The following is a 13,614-nucleotide window of genomic DNA, read 5'->3' as shown; positions in this document are numbered from 1 at the left end:
TCCATAGCTGTTCGTACGACTGAAGGCGGGCCCATGGCGCAGGACAAGCACTTCGACGCGGCCGGGCCGATCGAGCGCCGCACCATCGAGGTCATTCCCGACGCGGAACGCCACGGCACCCCGCGCAGCCAGTTCACCCTCTGGTTCGGGGCGAACATGCAGATCACCGCGATCGTCGACGGCGCGCTCGCGGTGGTGTTCGGCGCCGACGCGCTGTGGGCGATCATCGGCCTGCTCGTCGGGAACATCCTCGGCGGCATCGTGATGGCACTGCACTCGGCACAGGGGCCCCGCCTCGGACTGCCTCAAATGATCTCCAGCCGAGCACAATTCGGCGTCTTCGGCGCGGTGGTTCCGCTGCTGCTCGTTGTGGTGATGTACCTCGGTTTCGCCGCGACGGGCACGGTGCTGGCCGGCCAGGCGGTGAACAAGATTCTGCACATCGACGACACGACGGTCGGCATCCTGATCTTCGGGGCGCTCACCGCGGTGGTCGCGGTCACCGGCTATCGGCTGATCCACGTCATCGGCCGGATCGCCACCGTGGTCGGCATTGTCGGCTTCACCTACCTCGGCGTCCGGCTGTGCACCGAGTACGACGTGAGCGCGTTCGTCGGCGTGAAGCCGTTCGACATGGTGACCTTCGTGCTGGCCATCTCGCTCGGCGCGGGCTGGCAGCTGACGTTCGGGCCGTACGTCGCGGACTATTCGCGCTACCTGCCGCGCTCGACCAGCGATCGCACCACCTTCCTGGCGACCTTCGCAGGCAGCGTGCTCGGCTCGCAGTGGTCGATGACATTCGGCGCGCTGGTCGCGGCGGTGGCCGGAAAAGCGTTCCTCGGCAACCAAGTCGGGTTCATCGGCGGGCTCGCGGGCCCCGCGGTGCTCGCCTTCCTGATCTACCTGGTGATCGTGGTCGGCAAGCTGACGGTGAACTGCCTCAACGCCTACGGCGGATTCATGTCGATGCTGACGTCGGTGAGCGCGTTCACCGGGCAGTCGCGCGCCACGCCCGTTGCGCGGGCCGCCTACATCGTCGGCTTCACCGCGGTGTCGATGGTCATCGCGATCGGGGCGAGCGCCGACTTCCTGGGCAACTTCAAGAATTTCGTGCTCACCCTGCTCATGGTGTTCACGCCGTGGAGCGCGATCAACCTGATCGACTACTACCTGATCTCGCGCGAACGCATCGACATTCCGGCGCTGTACGACCCGCAGGGGCGGTACGGGCGCTGGAACAGCACCGCGCTGGTCTGCTACGCGCTCGGCATCGCGGCTCAGATTCCGTTTCTGGCGCAGCAGCTCTATACCGGCCCGCTCACCGAAAAGCTCGGCGGCGCAGACATTTCCTGGATCGTCGGCATCGTGTTCACTGCGGCGATCTATTACCCGTGGGCTCGTCGGACGAGTAACCCGCCGGACCGGATGATCTACCCTGCGGCAACCATGCCGGATCCGGCGTCAGTGTGATTGCGCGGCAGGCTATTTGGCGTCCAGCATCGGCACCAGGTAGTGGCGGGCGAAAATCCTGGCCTGCTCGGCGGTGTCCAGCTCGATGGCCGAGGGCTTGGTCAGGATGAGCGACAAGGTGATTCGGATGTGCAGCTCGGCCACGGTGCGCAGATGCCGCAGCTCCTCGTCCGAAATCGTGGTGTCGCGGTAGAACTCGTGTTGCCACAGGGTCACGCAGAACTCGCGGAACATGTCGACGATCGGACCCGCGCCGACCGTCAGCGAGGGCAGGATGGCATCCGGCTCGGTTTCCAGGAGCCGACGCAGCAGCGGATGATCGCGCAGGAATTCGACGGTGTAGGCGCAGCTTTCGGCCATGCGATCGGCCACGGTCGGCTGATCGCTGGTGGCGGCGGTGCTGCCTGCGAGGTACTTGCGTAGCTCGGCGAGCAGGACGGCTTCGGTGAGCGCGTTCTTGCTGGGAAACTTGCGGTAGACCGTCGCGCGGCCGAGTCCGGCCCGCTTGGCGACGTCTTCCACGGTGGAACGCCGCCAGCCGACGACGGCCATCTGCTCGAAGGCCGCAGCCAGGATCCGCTCGGTGACCTCGTCTGCGTCATCGAGCAGGCGGAGCACCTCGGGATCGGGTGCCGCCAGCTTGTCCAGCAACGTGTCCCTCGTCACTTTCGTCACGGCTCTCCTTGTCGTCTCCCGGGCCTCAACAGTACCTTCGAGACGATCGGACGCTCAGTGTCTCATTTGTACCATACAATTCGGGAGCATGCATGGTGGCGATCTACCCTGCGGACCTGCGGGTTCGGGCGGCGCCGGCTCGATGGGTGGTTGTCGTGTCAGGTGCCGTGCGCGCCGCCGGTGCGGCCGAGATCGACGCCGATAGTCCTCTGCAGCAGATGCAACAGAATGAACACAAAGTGTTGCATCGGCCGGATTTTGGCCTTAGGGTCGAGCTCATGAAGCAGAGCATCGCCGCTCTCCTGGCCGCCGGATTCTTCGGCAGCAGGGACGAGTCCACCGATCGGACGGTGGAGCGGATCCTCGATGCCACCGTCGCGGAGGCGGCGGCGACCGGCGTCGCGCGCTTGAAGATCGACGCGATCGCCCGGCGTGCGGGCGTGAACCGGGCAACGGTCTACCGCCGCTTCGGCGATCTCGACGGTCTGATCGAGGCGACGACCATGCGCGAGGGCAGACGCATGGCCGACACCGTGTTCAGTGCGGTCGAGAACGTGCACGATCACCCGAGCCGGCTGGTCGAGGGTTTCGTGGCCTGCATGCGGATGGCCCGCGAACACCCGGTGATCGCGCGCACCGCGGCGCTGGAGCCGGACCGGCTCGTCGCCGCAGGCCTCGCCGACGACGCGGCGTTGCTCAAGCTCGGCAGCGGCGTTGTCGCCGAGCTGCTCCGGCAGGGGCAATCCGATGGCTACGCAACGCATTTGGATCCGGACGAGGCCGGACAAAGCATCGCGATGCTGTTCGCGGCCTGCGTGCTGATGCCGACCGCGCAGGGTATTGATCTGCGCACCGACGAGTCGATCCGCGCCTACGCGCGACGCACGTTGGTGCCCATGGTTTTCGGGCTGAGCACGTAGCTCGATGCCGCCCGAGCAGTGAGAGGTGGACAGGCGATGAGTAACCACGATGCAGTGGTCCCGCACGAGGACTACGGTTTCTTCGGCCCGGATTCGGTGGCCTGGAAGGTGTTCCGGTATCCGACGACCCTGTCGGTCGGGTTCCAGCGCACGGTCGTCACCGAGATGTACGAGCCGTTCCTGCTGGCGTCGGTGAACGACACCGGCGCGGTCAGCAAACGCCCCTCCCTGCGTTATGACCGAACCTTGCAGTACATGGCCACCGTCGTATTCCATGACAGCCGTTCGGTGTTGAAGGCTTCCGACATCCTGGTGAAGATCCACTCGAAGATCACCGGCACCGAGCCGATCAGCGGATTGCGCTACGACGCGAACGATCCCGAGGCGCAGCTGTGGATTCACCTGACGGCCTGGCATTCGGTGCTCTACACCTACGAGAAGTTCGGGCCGGGCAAACTGACTCCGGCAGAAGAGGATCAGTACTGGGCGGAGTGCGCGCGGGCCGCGCAGTTCCAGACCATCGACCTCGACACCGTGCCGCGTTCACGCGAAGAGATGCGCGCCTACTACGCGCGGATGCGTCCCATTCTCGCGGCAACCGAAGCGACACAACAGCATGTCGATCAACTGCTCGACAGCGCGTCGACGCTGTTGCCGGACTCGCCGGTGTTGTGGCCGGTCGCGAAGCTCACCCAGACGGTGTTCCGTAAGGCGACCATCGCCACCCTGCCCGGCTGGATGCGCAAGATGGGCGGCGTGCATCAGTCGGCGGTGACCGACGCGGTGGTGACCGTCGCGATGCGCGCCATGTTTCGAATGCTCGCGCAAAGCGTTGCGGCTCAACGATTCGTCCTCGGCATGGCCAGCCCGCTGACCGTTCCGGTGGTGGATCCGATCCTGTGCGAGGTGACCCCGGACAACCCCGTGGTCTGGTCGCCGGAACAGGCTCGCGCCCACTACGGCGTCGAAACTCCCGTCGAGCAGTACGCGCGGATCCGTGCGGCGCGCGACGCACAGCCCATGCCCGAGCACGCTGCTCCCGACGGGAGTCAACCGCTGCTCGCTTTCGGGTGAGCACGAAGGAGGATAGATGTCGGTGACCCGGGCTCGGATTGCGCAATATCTCGCCGCCGCAGGCATTTTCATCGCTGTGGCGTGGCAGTCGGATCTGACGAAGTTCGCAGTGACGAACCTGGTGATCCAAGGTGTCCTCTTCGGCGTCTTGGCGAGTGTGCCCGCGTACCGCACCGGGCACATGAGCTACGTCGACCTGGCCTGGTCCTGGGGTCTGGTCGAGCTCGGTGTGCTGACACTCGCGCTCGGCGGCATCGACTCGTCGCTGACGGTCTCGGTCGGCGTCATCTACGTGGTCATCGGCCTTCGGCTGGGGATCTGGGCGACGCTCGCCGGGACCACCGGTGCGCTGACCGGGGACGCGGCGCGCTACCGATATCGGCGGTTGCATTGGGAGACAGCCGGTTTGCGCAATGAACGACTGTCGGTCCAGGTCGAGATCATGCTTCGCGGGCTGGCCAACATGACCATTTTGGCCATTCCCGCGTTGCTTGCCGCCGCGCATCCGCGTTCGCTCGGTGTGGTCGAGATCGTGGCATTGGTGTTGTGGGCGTTGTTCTTCGGCTTCGAGTCGGTGGCGGACTGGCAGAAGCCGCAGTTCCTCGAACGCGTCGAACGGCTGGCGAAGCGGCGCACCTGCGACGTTGGCCTCTGGCGATACAGCCGCCACCCCAACTACTTCGGGCAATGGATGCAGTGGAACGCGGTGATCCTGCTCGTCCTGCCGACCCTGATCAGCCGCCGCGACGACACACCCGGCGCGCTGTGGGTGATCACCCTCATCGGTCTGCTGAGCATTTCCGCGGTGCTCTACTACACGCTCGTCTATTACACCGGCGCCGTTCCCACCGAGTACTACAGCGTGCAATCGCGGCCCGACTATGCCGAATACCAGCGCACCACCAACCGGTTCTTCCCAGGGCGCCGTCGCGAGGACAAGCCGGAGCCGCCGTCGCCGACGGAGCCACCGACCGAGGTGTTCCCGGCGGTGCCGCAAGAGTTCAACGGGACGCAGGTGTTCGATCCGACGGTGCAGATCAACCGCAGCGGCTGGGTCGTCCCGACCATCGAATGACCGCGCTGACCAGCCATGACACCGGTCAGCCTTGCGTTTCACGAGGCCGTCGGCGTGGTCGGCGGCTCGACCGGATACGGACGGAGGATGATGGGCAACCGTGCCTCACGATTCGAACGTCCCTGACCTGAAGCCACGCAGCCGCGACGTCACCGACGGCCTGGAGAAGACCGCGGCGCGCGGCATGCTGCGTGCCGTCGGCATGGGTGACGACGATTGGGGAAAGCCGCAGATCGGGGTGGCCTCGTCCTGGAACGAGATCACCCCGTGCAACCTCTCGCTCGATCGGCTCGCCCGTGCCTGCAAGGACGGCGTGTTCGCGGGCGGCGGGTTCCCGATGCAGTTCGGCACCATCTCGGTGTCCGACGGCATCTCGATGGGGCACGAGGGGATGCACTTCTCCCTGGTGTCGCGGGAGGTGATCGCCGACAGCGTCGAGACGGTGATGCAGGCCGAGCGGCTCGACGGCTCGGTGCTGTTGGCAGGCTGCGACAAGTCGCTGCCGGGGATGCTGATGGCGGCCGCGCGGCTGAACCTGGCCAGCGTTTTCCTCTATGCCGGGTCGATTCTGCCTGGCATCGCCAAAATGTCCGACGGCAGCGAGCGCGAGGTGACCATCATCGACGCGTTCGAGGCGGTCGGCGCCTGTTCGCGCGGGCTGATGAGCCGCGCGGATGTCGACGCCATCGAGCGGGCGATCTGTCCTGGTGAAGGCGCGTGCGGTGGCATGTACACGGCCAACACCATGGCCAGCGCGGCCGAGGCGCTCGGCATGTCGCTGCCGGGCAGTGCGGCGCCGCCGGCGACCGACCGCCGCCGCGACGGGTACGCCAGGCGCAGCGGGCAAGCGGTGGTCGAGCTGATCCGGCGTGGCATCACCACATCGGACATCTTGACCCGCGAGGCCTTCGAGAACGCGATCGCGGTCGTGATGGCGTTCGGCGGTTCCACCAATGCCGTGCTGCATCTGCTTGCGATCGCGCACGAGGCGAATGTCGAACTGACGCTTGCCGATTTCGCGCGCATCGGCCGCCGGGTGCCGCACCTCGCCGACGTCAAACCGTTCGGCAAACATGTGATGACCGACGTCGACCGGATCGGCGGCGTGCCGGTGATGATGAAGGCGTTGCTGGATGCCGGTCTGCTGCACGGTGATTGCCTCACCGTGACCGGCCGGACCGTCGCGGAGAACCTTGCCGATATCGCACCGCCGGATCCGGACGGCAAGGTCGTCCGTGCGATGGCGTCGCCGATCCATCCCACCGGCGGCATCACCATCCTCGAGGGTTCGCTGGCGCCCGGCGGGGCCGTGGTGAAGTCGGCCGGGTTCGACTCCGACGTGTTCACTGGCACCGCAAGGGTTTTCGACCGCGAGCGCGCCGCAATGGACGCACTCGAGGACGGCACCATCACCGCAAACGATGTCGTCGTCATCCGCTACGAAGGCCCCAAGGGCGGCCCCGGTATGCGCGAGATGCTCGCCATCACCGCCGCGATCAAGGGCGCGGGCCTCGGCAAAGACGTGCTGCTGCTGACCGACGGCCGTTTCTCCGGCGGCACCACCGGCCTCTGCGTCGGACACGTCGCCCCAGAAGCAGTGGACGGTGGCCCCATCGCCTTCGTCCAGGACGGCGACCAGATCCGCCTCGATGTCGGCGCAGGCACCCTCGACCTCCTCATCGATCCGGCGGAACTCGCCCGCCGCGCCGAAGGCTGGAAACCCTTGCCGCCCCGCTACACCCGCGGCGTCCTCGCCAAGTACGCGAGACTAGTCGGCTCCGCCTCGTACGGCGCCGTCTGCGACTGACAACCCGTCCACGGCTGAGCGGTGGACCCTTCGGTGTCCCACAAACCCTGCCTACTGTTCACACAGGTTGCTCGCCCTGTGAACAGTGGGCAGGGTCTGTGATCTCGCCGGACCAGACACTCTGCCAAGGTAAGTGGTGTGTATCCCGGTGTGGGGGAGGTGCTGCACTTCTCCGAAGACCCGACCATCGAGCGGTTCGTTCCGCACGTCGCGCGGACCGCGCAACAGCCCGAAGAGTATGTGTGGGCGGTGGATAGCGTGCGCTCGCCCGACTACTGGTTTCCCCGTGACTGCCCGCGGGTGCTGGCGTGGGTGGCGCCGACCACGACCGCCGCCGATCGCGAGCGGATCATCGGACCCGGCGGCGGAGATCGGGTGCACGCCATCGAGTTCCGCTGGTTGGCCGCGCTGCAGACGGTTGATCTGTATGCCTATCGACTGCCTGCGGCTCCGTTCCGGCCGTTCGATGCCCCGGTGTCGCACGCCATGGTGGCGACGGTGCCGGTCGAGCCGCTCGGACCGGCGCAGCCCGTTGGTGATCTCCTCGGCCTGCACGAGCGTGCGGGCATCCAGTTGCGGATACTGCCGAACCTGATGGATTTCTGGGATGCGGTGCGGTCCAGCTCATTGGGGTGGAGCGGGATCAGAATGCGTGGTGCGCAACCACGTTCGGCGCTCAGCTGAGGTGCAGGTCCGAGAGGCCGAGCAGGGCGGTCACCTGGTCGGCGGGCATGGGGTAATGGAAGTGCCAGCCCTGGGCGGTGTCACAGCCGAGATCGCGGAGCAGATCGGCCTGATGGCGGGTCTCGACGCATTCGGCGGTGACGGTGAAGCCGAGGGCATGGGTCAGGTTGATGATCGTTTCGAGCAGCAGCAGATCGGTGGGGCTCGCGGTGTCCGGCGTGCGGATGCGCTGGATGAACGGGCCGGCCAGCTTGACCACGTGCAACGGAAGTTGGCCGAGATAGGCCAGATTCGAGTAGCCGGTGCCGAAATCGTCGATGGCGATGCGGACTCCGGAGTCGGCGAGGGTGTGCAGCGCCCGCAGCGGGCGGCCGGTCGTCTGCATGAACGCGCGCTCGGTCAGTTCCAGCTGCAGCATGTTCGCGTTGATGCCGGTGTCCGCGATGATGTGCTGGACGTGGTCGAGCCAGGCCGGGTCGGCGACCTCGGCGGCGGACACATTGACGCTGACGGTCGGCGTGTGCGGATACCGGTTGTGCCACTGCCTGCTGTCGTGGCAGGCCCGCTCCAGCACCACCGCGCCGAGCGCGCCGATGTGGCCGTTGTCCTCGGCGAGGTCGACGAACCTGGCGGGGCTGAGCACGCCGAGGTCCGGATGCCGCCAGCGCACCAACGCTTCGACGGCGACGGTTTGCGCGTTCGCGAGCGACACGATCGGCTGATAGTCGAGGAAGAACTCGCCCTGCCGCAACGCCGACGGCATCGCCGCCGACAGCTCGGCGCTGGTGTGTTCGCGGCGGCCACGATCGGCATCGAAGATCGCGTAGCGCCCACGGCCCGCCGCCTTGGCCCAGTACATCGACGTGTCGGCGGCTTGCAGGAACTCACCTGCGGAGCAGCGATCGGCCCGTTCCTCCATCACGCCGATCGACGCCGAAACGGTCAGTTGATGTTCGCGAACATAGAACGGTTTGGCCAAGGCGTGCAGGACCGTTCTGGCCAGGCCCGCCATTTCGTTGACACCGCTGGAATGCGGCACCAATAAGACGAATTCGTCGCCACCCATCCGCGCGACGAGCTGATCGGCCCGGGTCGGGCACGCGCTGAGGCGCGCGGCCACCTGCGCGAGTAGTTCGTCGCCGACCGCGTGCCCGAAGGTGTCGTTGACGGTCTTGAAATGATCGAGATCGACGTAGCAGAGCCCGACCCTGGTGCTGTCCGCGAACGCGGCGGTGAGCGCATCGAAGAACCGGGACCGGTTCGGCAGCCCGGTCAGCTGATCGTGGTGTGCGCGGTACTGCAAGCGTTCTCGCAACGCCCGTCGTTCCGAGACGTCTTCCACCAGCACCAGCGTGTATTGCGGCTTGCCGTGCTCGTCACGGATGAGCGAGACGTTGATGTTGGTCCACACGGTGCCGCCGTCGCGATGCCGGTAGGCCTTCTCCAACTGCACGTTGTCGTACTTGCCCGCGAGGACGCCCGCGTACTTCTGCCACATGTCCGGGCCGTCTTCGGGGTGGGTCAGGTCGGTGACCGACAGCCGGAGCATCTCTTCCGGCTGATAGCCGAGCATGCCCGCGAACGCGTTGTTGACCTCGATGATCCGCCCGGTCATATCCGAGAGCCCGGTGCCGATGCCCGCTTGCGAGAACACCGCGCGCAACCGCGCTTCGCTGGCGCGCAGCTGCTGTTCCACCATGCGGCGGGCCGCGATCTCGGCCGCGCGGACGCTTTCCTGCTCGGCCAGCAACCAGCTGCGGAAGGCGCGCAGATAACCGGTGGCAAAGGCGGACAACAGCTCTGCCGCGCGGTCGGCGGGCACCGTGCCGACGAGGTAGGCGTTCAACACGGCAAGGGTGCGGCCGAGCACCTCGTCGCCGACGAAATGCGATCTGGCCAGCTCACTGCCGAGTTCGCCGACCCGGTCGGCCGGTTCGGTGGATGCGGCGGCGGCGATGAATTCTTCGGCAAGCGCGGCAAGCAGCAGGCGGGACTCGGCGGAACTCATGGGCACGACATGGTTGCGCGGCCCGCCACCGAGTGCGGCCGCCCACCGTTCGGCCAGTTCGGCGTGCGGTCCGCCAGGATCTGATCCCCTCCCGGCATCCGACGCCATAAGCTCAGATCGTAGTCCGGTTTTCCGTACCCTGCTTAATGGGAGCAACCGGACAGAGTCCATCCGGACGGAAGTACCCGCTGCGTTCCGCAAACTACACGTCCCAGTCAGCTATTCGCACGACTGGATTCACCCACCCCGCCGACTGCCATCCTCGAGCGGGACACCTGTGAACCCCGCTACGATGGCGGTGCTTTCGCGGGATATCGAGAAGGGTTCGGGATCGATGACCAGACCGAGTTGGGCACCTGAGGGAATCGATCTGGATCGGCCCAGTGCGTCCCGCGTGTACGACTACTTCGTCGGCGGCATGCACAATTTCGAGATCGACCGGATGCTGGCGCGCCAGATCGAGGCGTTCACGCCGAATGTCGCCGAAACCATGCGGGCCAACCGGGATCTGCTGCGCCGCTGCGTGCGCTTCCTCGTCGACGCGGGCATCACCCAGTTCCTCGACATCGGCTCCGGCATTCCCACCGTCGGCAATGTCCACGAGGTGGCGCAGGCTCGAAACCCTTCGGCCCGTGTGGTTTACGTCGATATCGATCCGGTCGCGGTCGCGCACAGCCGCGCCATTCTCGACGGTAACCCGGCCGCGGCGGTGGTCAACGCCGACATCGCCGCCCCCGACACCATCCTCGCCGACCCTCAGGTCGCCAAGCTCCTCGACTTCGACAAGCCGGTCGCCGTCCTACTCCTCGGCGTCCTGCATTTCGTCCCCGACGATGCCGATCCCGCGGCCGCCGTTGCCCGGCTGCGCGACACCGTCGCCCCCGGCAGCTATCTCGCCATCACCCACGCCACCCTCGACGGTCAGCCCACCGAAGTCCTTGAGGCGCAAAAGCTTTCCGGCCGCACCTCCACCGAAATAGTCCTGCGCACCAAGCCCGAGATCGCCACCTTCTTCGACGGCTGGACCCTCCTCGACCCCGGCCTGGTCCACCTCCCCCTCTGGCGCCCCGACAACCCCTCCGACGTAGGCGACCACCCCGAATCCTCCGGCGCCTACGGCGCCCTCGCCCACAAGGACTGAAGCGCGGAGCCGACCACTCAGGCGGTGGCGGTGCGGAGGGCGAACCAGCCGGTGGCGGGGTCGGCGAAGCCGTGGTACATCAGGCGGATTCGGTGGTCTACGTCGAAGTGGCGGTAGACGGCGAGCATGGCGGCGCGCATGGCCGCCTGCTGGAAGTCTTCGGTGCGGCGGAAACCGATGGAGTGTTCGGGGAGCAGCGCCAGGCGGGTGAGTTCGGCGGGGTCGTCGAGATCGAGGCCGATGGGTGCGGTGTCGGTGATGTGGTGGTCGTGCAGGATGGTGTTGACCTGGCCGGGATCGGGCCTGCCGGTGTGGAACGCGCGGAACTCGGTGCGCAGCAAGCGCGGATCGGTGATCGCGGATTCGGTTTGCACCAGCGCGATCAGGTCGGGGTCGCGGCGCGGGCCTGCGGTGTCGCCGCCGAGCGGGGCCTGCTCGAGCAGGTGCAGGATGCTGCCGCCGGGTATCAACGGTTCCGGCGCGAGAAACAGCGTGACGGTGGGGCAGACGCAGCCCCGGCCGAGCAGACACACCTTGCGATGCGATGGATCGGGCATCTTGCCTCCTCCATGAACGGACGACTGGCGCCGCCCTGGGATCGGGACTTCGGGAGTTGCCGACCGCTGTGCTGCCGTGGCGTTCCGGCGATCGACCGTGCCGCAGTTTTCTCAGTGTATGGAGCTCGGCGGCGCCTGTACACCGGCGCCGCCCGCTCGATTCAGCGCACGGGGAAGTTGAAATAGGTGTCGGGGAACGGTTCGTCGCGCAGCGTGAAGTGCCACCATTCCTCGGCGAGGTTCTTGAAGCCGTGCTCGTCCATCAACTGGGTGAGCAGCGTGCGCACCGCACGCTGGGTGCCGCCGGTGGCCGGGTTCGCGGTGTGTGACGCGGGGTCGAAGCAGTCGTAGCCGGTGCCGAAATCGAGGATGTTGTCGCGGTAGCGCTGCTCGGCGGGCAGGAAGCATTCGCGCAGCGGGTCACCGTCCCGATACGGCTCGGGATCGGCCGCGGGCAGCGCGACGATGCCGAGGTCGAGGGTGCTGCCGCGACTGTGCCCGGATTTCTCGGCGATGTAGCCGTCGCGGAACAGATTCGCCTTGTCGACGTTCGGGTAGAACTCCTTCTTCATCTTCACATCGCCGAGGTCTTTCGCCCATGCGACGAAGTGGTCGACGGCGCGCTGCGGGCGATAGCAGTCGTAGGTCTTGAGCGTGAGGTTCATCGACCGCAGCTCCCGCTGCACCTCGGCGAGCTTGGCCGCCGCCTGCTTGCTCAACAGGCATTTGGGTGCTTCGTAGCCGTTCACCACGGTGCCGAGGAAGTTGTGCTGCCCGAAATAGCGCGCTTCGACCAGGATCGTCGGATCGACATCGGTGATCGACACGAACGACGACTCGTCGGCCGCGGGTGGCGCGGGTGTGGTGCCTGCCTGCGGTGCGTCGGCGCCGGTGTCGCCGCACGCCGTCACCATCATCGCGATCACGCAGGCGAGTGCGGGTGCGCCGATGCGCCGTAACGATCGTCGGAACGTCATGTTTCTCCTCGCGATTCAGTTCTGGCTCAACTACTTTCGCTCACCCGCCGGGTCGCGGCGGAGACGAGCTCGGCACAACGATCGCATGCCGAGCCCGCACACCGCATTGTGATTCGCCGCCCGGTTCGGGGTCTTCATATGAAGCGGCAGTGTTTCGGCGGATACTGAACGAGTGAATATGGGCGAAGAGCTCGCCGCCGAGGCGGTGAGCGCGATGGAAGAGACCATCGGCATCGACGCCTGCGCCGAGCCGGGCTGGTTTCGATTCTGGTTTGCCGACCAGCGGTGGGAGTGGTCCGCCGAGCTCGCCGCGATGTACGGCTACCGGCCGGACACGGTAGCGCCGACCACCGACCTGCTGCTCTCGCACAAACACCCCGACGATCGGGAGCATGTCGCGGGTTGTATCGCCGCGGCGGCCAAAACCGGGCAGCCGTTCTGCGGCAGGCATCGGATCATCGACACCGCGGGGGAGGTGCGTGAGGTGGTCGTCGTCGGCGACCTCATGACCGATGACGACGGGGTCGTGGTCGGCACGTCCGGGTACTACGTGGACGTGACCGAACGGCTGGAGGAACAGCGCCAGGAAGTGCTCGAGGAGATCCTGCCCGAGGTGATCGAGTCGAGGGCGGTGATCGAGCAGGCCAAGGGCGCGCTGATCCTGGCGTACGGGGTGAACGCGGAGCAGGCGTTCCGAGTGCTGCGCTGGCGGTCGCAGGAGACCAACACGAAACTGCGCGATCTCGCCGCGCAGTTCGTGCACGAGCTCAGGTTGCTGAGCAATGACACCGCGGGGTTCCGCACTCGATTCGATCACCTCTTGCTGACCGTGCACGAACGGGTCGACGCTGCCCAGTAAGCGTTGTGGTCATGCCCCGTTCGGCGGCTGCCGGGACTTTTCAGCGAGGGTGTGTGCGATCAGCAGGAGATGGTCGACCTGGGTGCGGAGTTCGGGGGACGTGAGGTTCAGCGTCGGGATCTCGGCGATCAACTGCGCGGCCAGCGCACGAAGCTTGACGTTCGTCGCTTGCGAGCGCTTGCGTAGCATGCCGAACGCCTGCTCGGCGTCGATCCCGTAGACCAGCATCAACGCGCCCTTGGCCTGCTCGATCACGGCCCGCGTCGCCAATAGCTCGGGGGAAGCGCGTCCGAGGGACGGCTGGCCACGTTCCTCGACTGCATCGCTCATATCGCAGGACTACCCACCGAGCGGGTTGTTATGGGTC

13 protein-coding genes are annotated in these 13,614 nt (G+C 66.5%); 8 read left to right on the top strand and 5 right to left on the bottom strand.

The annotated features are described in order from the left end of the window. Nucleotides 1-33 precede the first annotated feature (33 nt). Complete coding sequence (locus ACGFNJ_RS13725; RefSeq protein ID WP_393447004.1) at nt 34-1,470, top strand: purine-cytosine permease family protein; 1,437 nt, start codon at nt 34-36, stop codon at nt 1,468-1,470. A 12-nt stretch (nt 1,471-1,482) separates the two neighbouring features. Here the strand turns inward: ACGFNJ_RS13725 and ACGFNJ_RS13720 are convergent, their stop codons facing one another. Continuing rightward, nucleotides 1,483-2,145 carry a TetR/AcrR family transcriptional regulator gene (locus ACGFNJ_RS13720; protein ID WP_069159874.1) on the bottom strand — a complete coding sequence of 221 codons (663 nt, stop codon included), beginning with the start codon at nt 2,143-2,145 and terminating at the stop codon, nt 1,483-1,485. Between the two features lie 278 nt (nt 2,146-2,423). Between ACGFNJ_RS13720 and ACGFNJ_RS13715 the strand changes: the two genes are divergently transcribed. The 5 genes from ACGFNJ_RS13715 to ACGFNJ_RS13695 all read left to right on the top strand — a co-directional run bounded on the left by ACGFNJ_RS13715 (nt 2,424) and on the right by ACGFNJ_RS13695 (nt 7,705). Further along, nucleotides 2,424-3,065: a TetR/AcrR family transcriptional regulator gene (locus tag ACGFNJ_RS13715; protein WP_393447002.1), complete on the top strand. Its 642-nt coding sequence runs from the start codon at nt 2,424-2,426 to the stop codon at nt 3,063-3,065. Between the two features lie 36 nt (nt 3,066-3,101). Continuing rightward, complete coding sequence (locus ACGFNJ_RS13710) at nt 3,102-4,139, top strand: oxygenase MpaB family protein (protein ID WP_393447000.1); 1,038 nt, start codon at nt 3,102-3,104, stop codon at nt 4,137-4,139. Nucleotides 4,140-4,155: 16 nt separating this feature from the next. Continuing rightward, a complete protein-coding gene (locus ACGFNJ_RS13705; protein ID WP_393446998.1) occupies nt 4,156-5,214 on the top strand; it encodes a DUF1295 domain-containing protein in 1,059 nt (352 codons plus the stop codon). Nucleotides 5,215-5,314: 100 nt separating this feature from the next. Continuing rightward, nucleotides 5,315-7,021 carry a dihydroxy-acid dehydratase gene (gene ilvD, locus ACGFNJ_RS13700; protein WP_393446996.1) on the top strand — a complete coding sequence of 569 codons (1,707 nt, stop codon included), beginning with the start codon at nt 5,315-5,317 and terminating at the stop codon, nt 7,019-7,021. A gap of 138 nt (nt 7,022-7,159) precedes the next feature. Then, nucleotides 7,160-7,705: a DUF6886 family protein gene (locus tag ACGFNJ_RS13695; RefSeq protein WP_393446994.1), complete on the top strand. Its 546-nt coding sequence runs from the start codon at nt 7,160-7,162 to the stop codon at nt 7,703-7,705. On the opposite strand, the gene ACGFNJ_RS13690 is transcribed toward ACGFNJ_RS13695, so the two are convergent. Then, nucleotides 7,698-9,821, bottom strand: a complete 2,124-nt coding sequence (locus tag ACGFNJ_RS13690; protein ID WP_393446992.1) for a putative bifunctional diguanylate cyclase/phosphodiesterase — start codon at nt 9,819-9,821, stop codon at nt 7,698-7,700. The two genes, ACGFNJ_RS13695 and ACGFNJ_RS13690, sit on opposite strands and share 8 nt — an antisense overlap. 226 nt (nt 9,822-10,047) lie before the next feature. Here ACGFNJ_RS13690 and ACGFNJ_RS13685 point away from each other — a divergent pair, with 226 nt between their 5' ends. Beyond that, complete coding sequence (locus ACGFNJ_RS13685) at nt 10,048-10,854, top strand: SAM-dependent methyltransferase (RefSeq protein WP_393446990.1); 807 nt, start codon at nt 10,048-10,050, stop codon at nt 10,852-10,854. A 17-nt stretch (nt 10,855-10,871) separates the two neighbouring features. Here ACGFNJ_RS13685 and ACGFNJ_RS13680 read toward each other — a convergent pair whose 3' ends face one another. Together ACGFNJ_RS13680 and ACGFNJ_RS13675 are read right to left on the bottom strand one after the other, a co-directional pair. Further along, complete coding sequence (locus ACGFNJ_RS13680) at nt 10,872-11,411, bottom strand: hypothetical protein (protein ID WP_393446988.1); 540 nt, start codon at nt 11,409-11,411, stop codon at nt 10,872-10,874. Between the two features lie 161 nt (nt 11,412-11,572). Further along, nucleotides 11,573-12,388: a M15 family metallopeptidase gene (locus ACGFNJ_RS13675; protein ID WP_393446986.1), complete on the bottom strand. Its 816-nt coding sequence runs from the start codon at nt 12,386-12,388 to the stop codon at nt 11,573-11,575. A 178-nt stretch (nt 12,389-12,566) separates the two neighbouring features. Between ACGFNJ_RS13675 and ACGFNJ_RS13670 the strand changes: the two genes are divergently transcribed. Continuing rightward, nucleotides 12,567-13,247, top strand: coding sequence for a PAS and ANTAR domain-containing protein (locus ACGFNJ_RS13670; protein ID WP_393446984.1), 681 nt, complete (start codon nt 12,567-12,569; stop codon nt 13,245-13,247). 9 nt (nt 13,248-13,256) lie between these two features. On the opposite strand, the gene ACGFNJ_RS13665 is transcribed toward ACGFNJ_RS13670, so the two are convergent. Continuing rightward, nucleotides 13,257-13,577 (bottom strand): ANTAR domain-containing protein, encoded by a 321-nt coding sequence (locus tag ACGFNJ_RS13665; protein WP_393446982.1) that lies wholly within the window; start codon nt 13,575-13,577, stop codon nt 13,257-13,259. Nucleotides 13,578-13,614: the final 37 nt, after the last annotated feature.

Source organism: Nocardia sp. NPDC049149 (genome assembly GCF_043197455.1).
Lineage (GTDB): Bacteria > Actinomycetota > Actinomycetes > Mycobacteriales > Mycobacteriaceae > Nocardia.
The sequence above is the reverse complement of the archived record's forward strand: the minus strand, read 5'-3'. Positions and strand labels throughout refer to the sequence as shown.

Bases quoted from the DNA above. Each gene is read 5' to 3' on its own strand.
- ACGFNJ_RS13725 (WP_393447004.1), top strand. From the start codon at position 34: ATGGCGCAGGACAAGCACTTCGACGCGGCCGGGCCGATCGAGCGCCGC.
- ACGFNJ_RS13715 (WP_393447002.1), top strand. From the start codon at position 2,424: ATGAAGCAGAGCATCGCCGCTCTCCTGGCCGCCGGATTCTTCGGCAGC.
- ACGFNJ_RS13710 (WP_393447000.1), top strand. From the start codon at position 3,102: ATGAGTAACCACGATGCAGTGGTCCCGCACGAGGACTACGGTTTCTTC.
- ACGFNJ_RS13705 (WP_393446998.1), top strand. From the start codon at position 4,156: ATGTCGGTGACCCGGGCTCGGATTGCGCAATATCTCGCCGCCGCAGGC.
- ACGFNJ_RS13690 (WP_393446992.1), bottom strand. From the start codon at position 9,821: ATGGCGTCGGATGCCGGGAGGGGATCAGATCCTGGCGGACCGCACGCC.
- ACGFNJ_RS13685 (WP_393446990.1), top strand. From the start codon at position 10,048: ATGACCAGACCGAGTTGGGCACCTGAGGGAATCGATCTGGATCGGCCC.
- ACGFNJ_RS13680 (WP_393446988.1), bottom strand. From the start codon at position 11,411: ATGCCCGATCCATCGCATCGCAAGGTGTGTCTGCTCGGCCGGGGCTGC.
- ACGFNJ_RS13675 (WP_393446986.1), bottom strand. From the start codon at position 12,388: ATGACGTTCCGACGATCGTTACGGCGCATCGGCGCACCCGCACTCGCC.
- ACGFNJ_RS13670 (WP_393446984.1), top strand. From the start codon at position 12,567: ATGGGCGAAGAGCTCGCCGCCGAGGCGGTGAGCGCGATGGAAGAGACC.
- ACGFNJ_RS13665 (WP_393446982.1), bottom strand. From the start codon at position 13,577: ATGAGCGATGCAGTCGAGGAACGTGGCCAGCCGTCCCTCGGACGCGCT.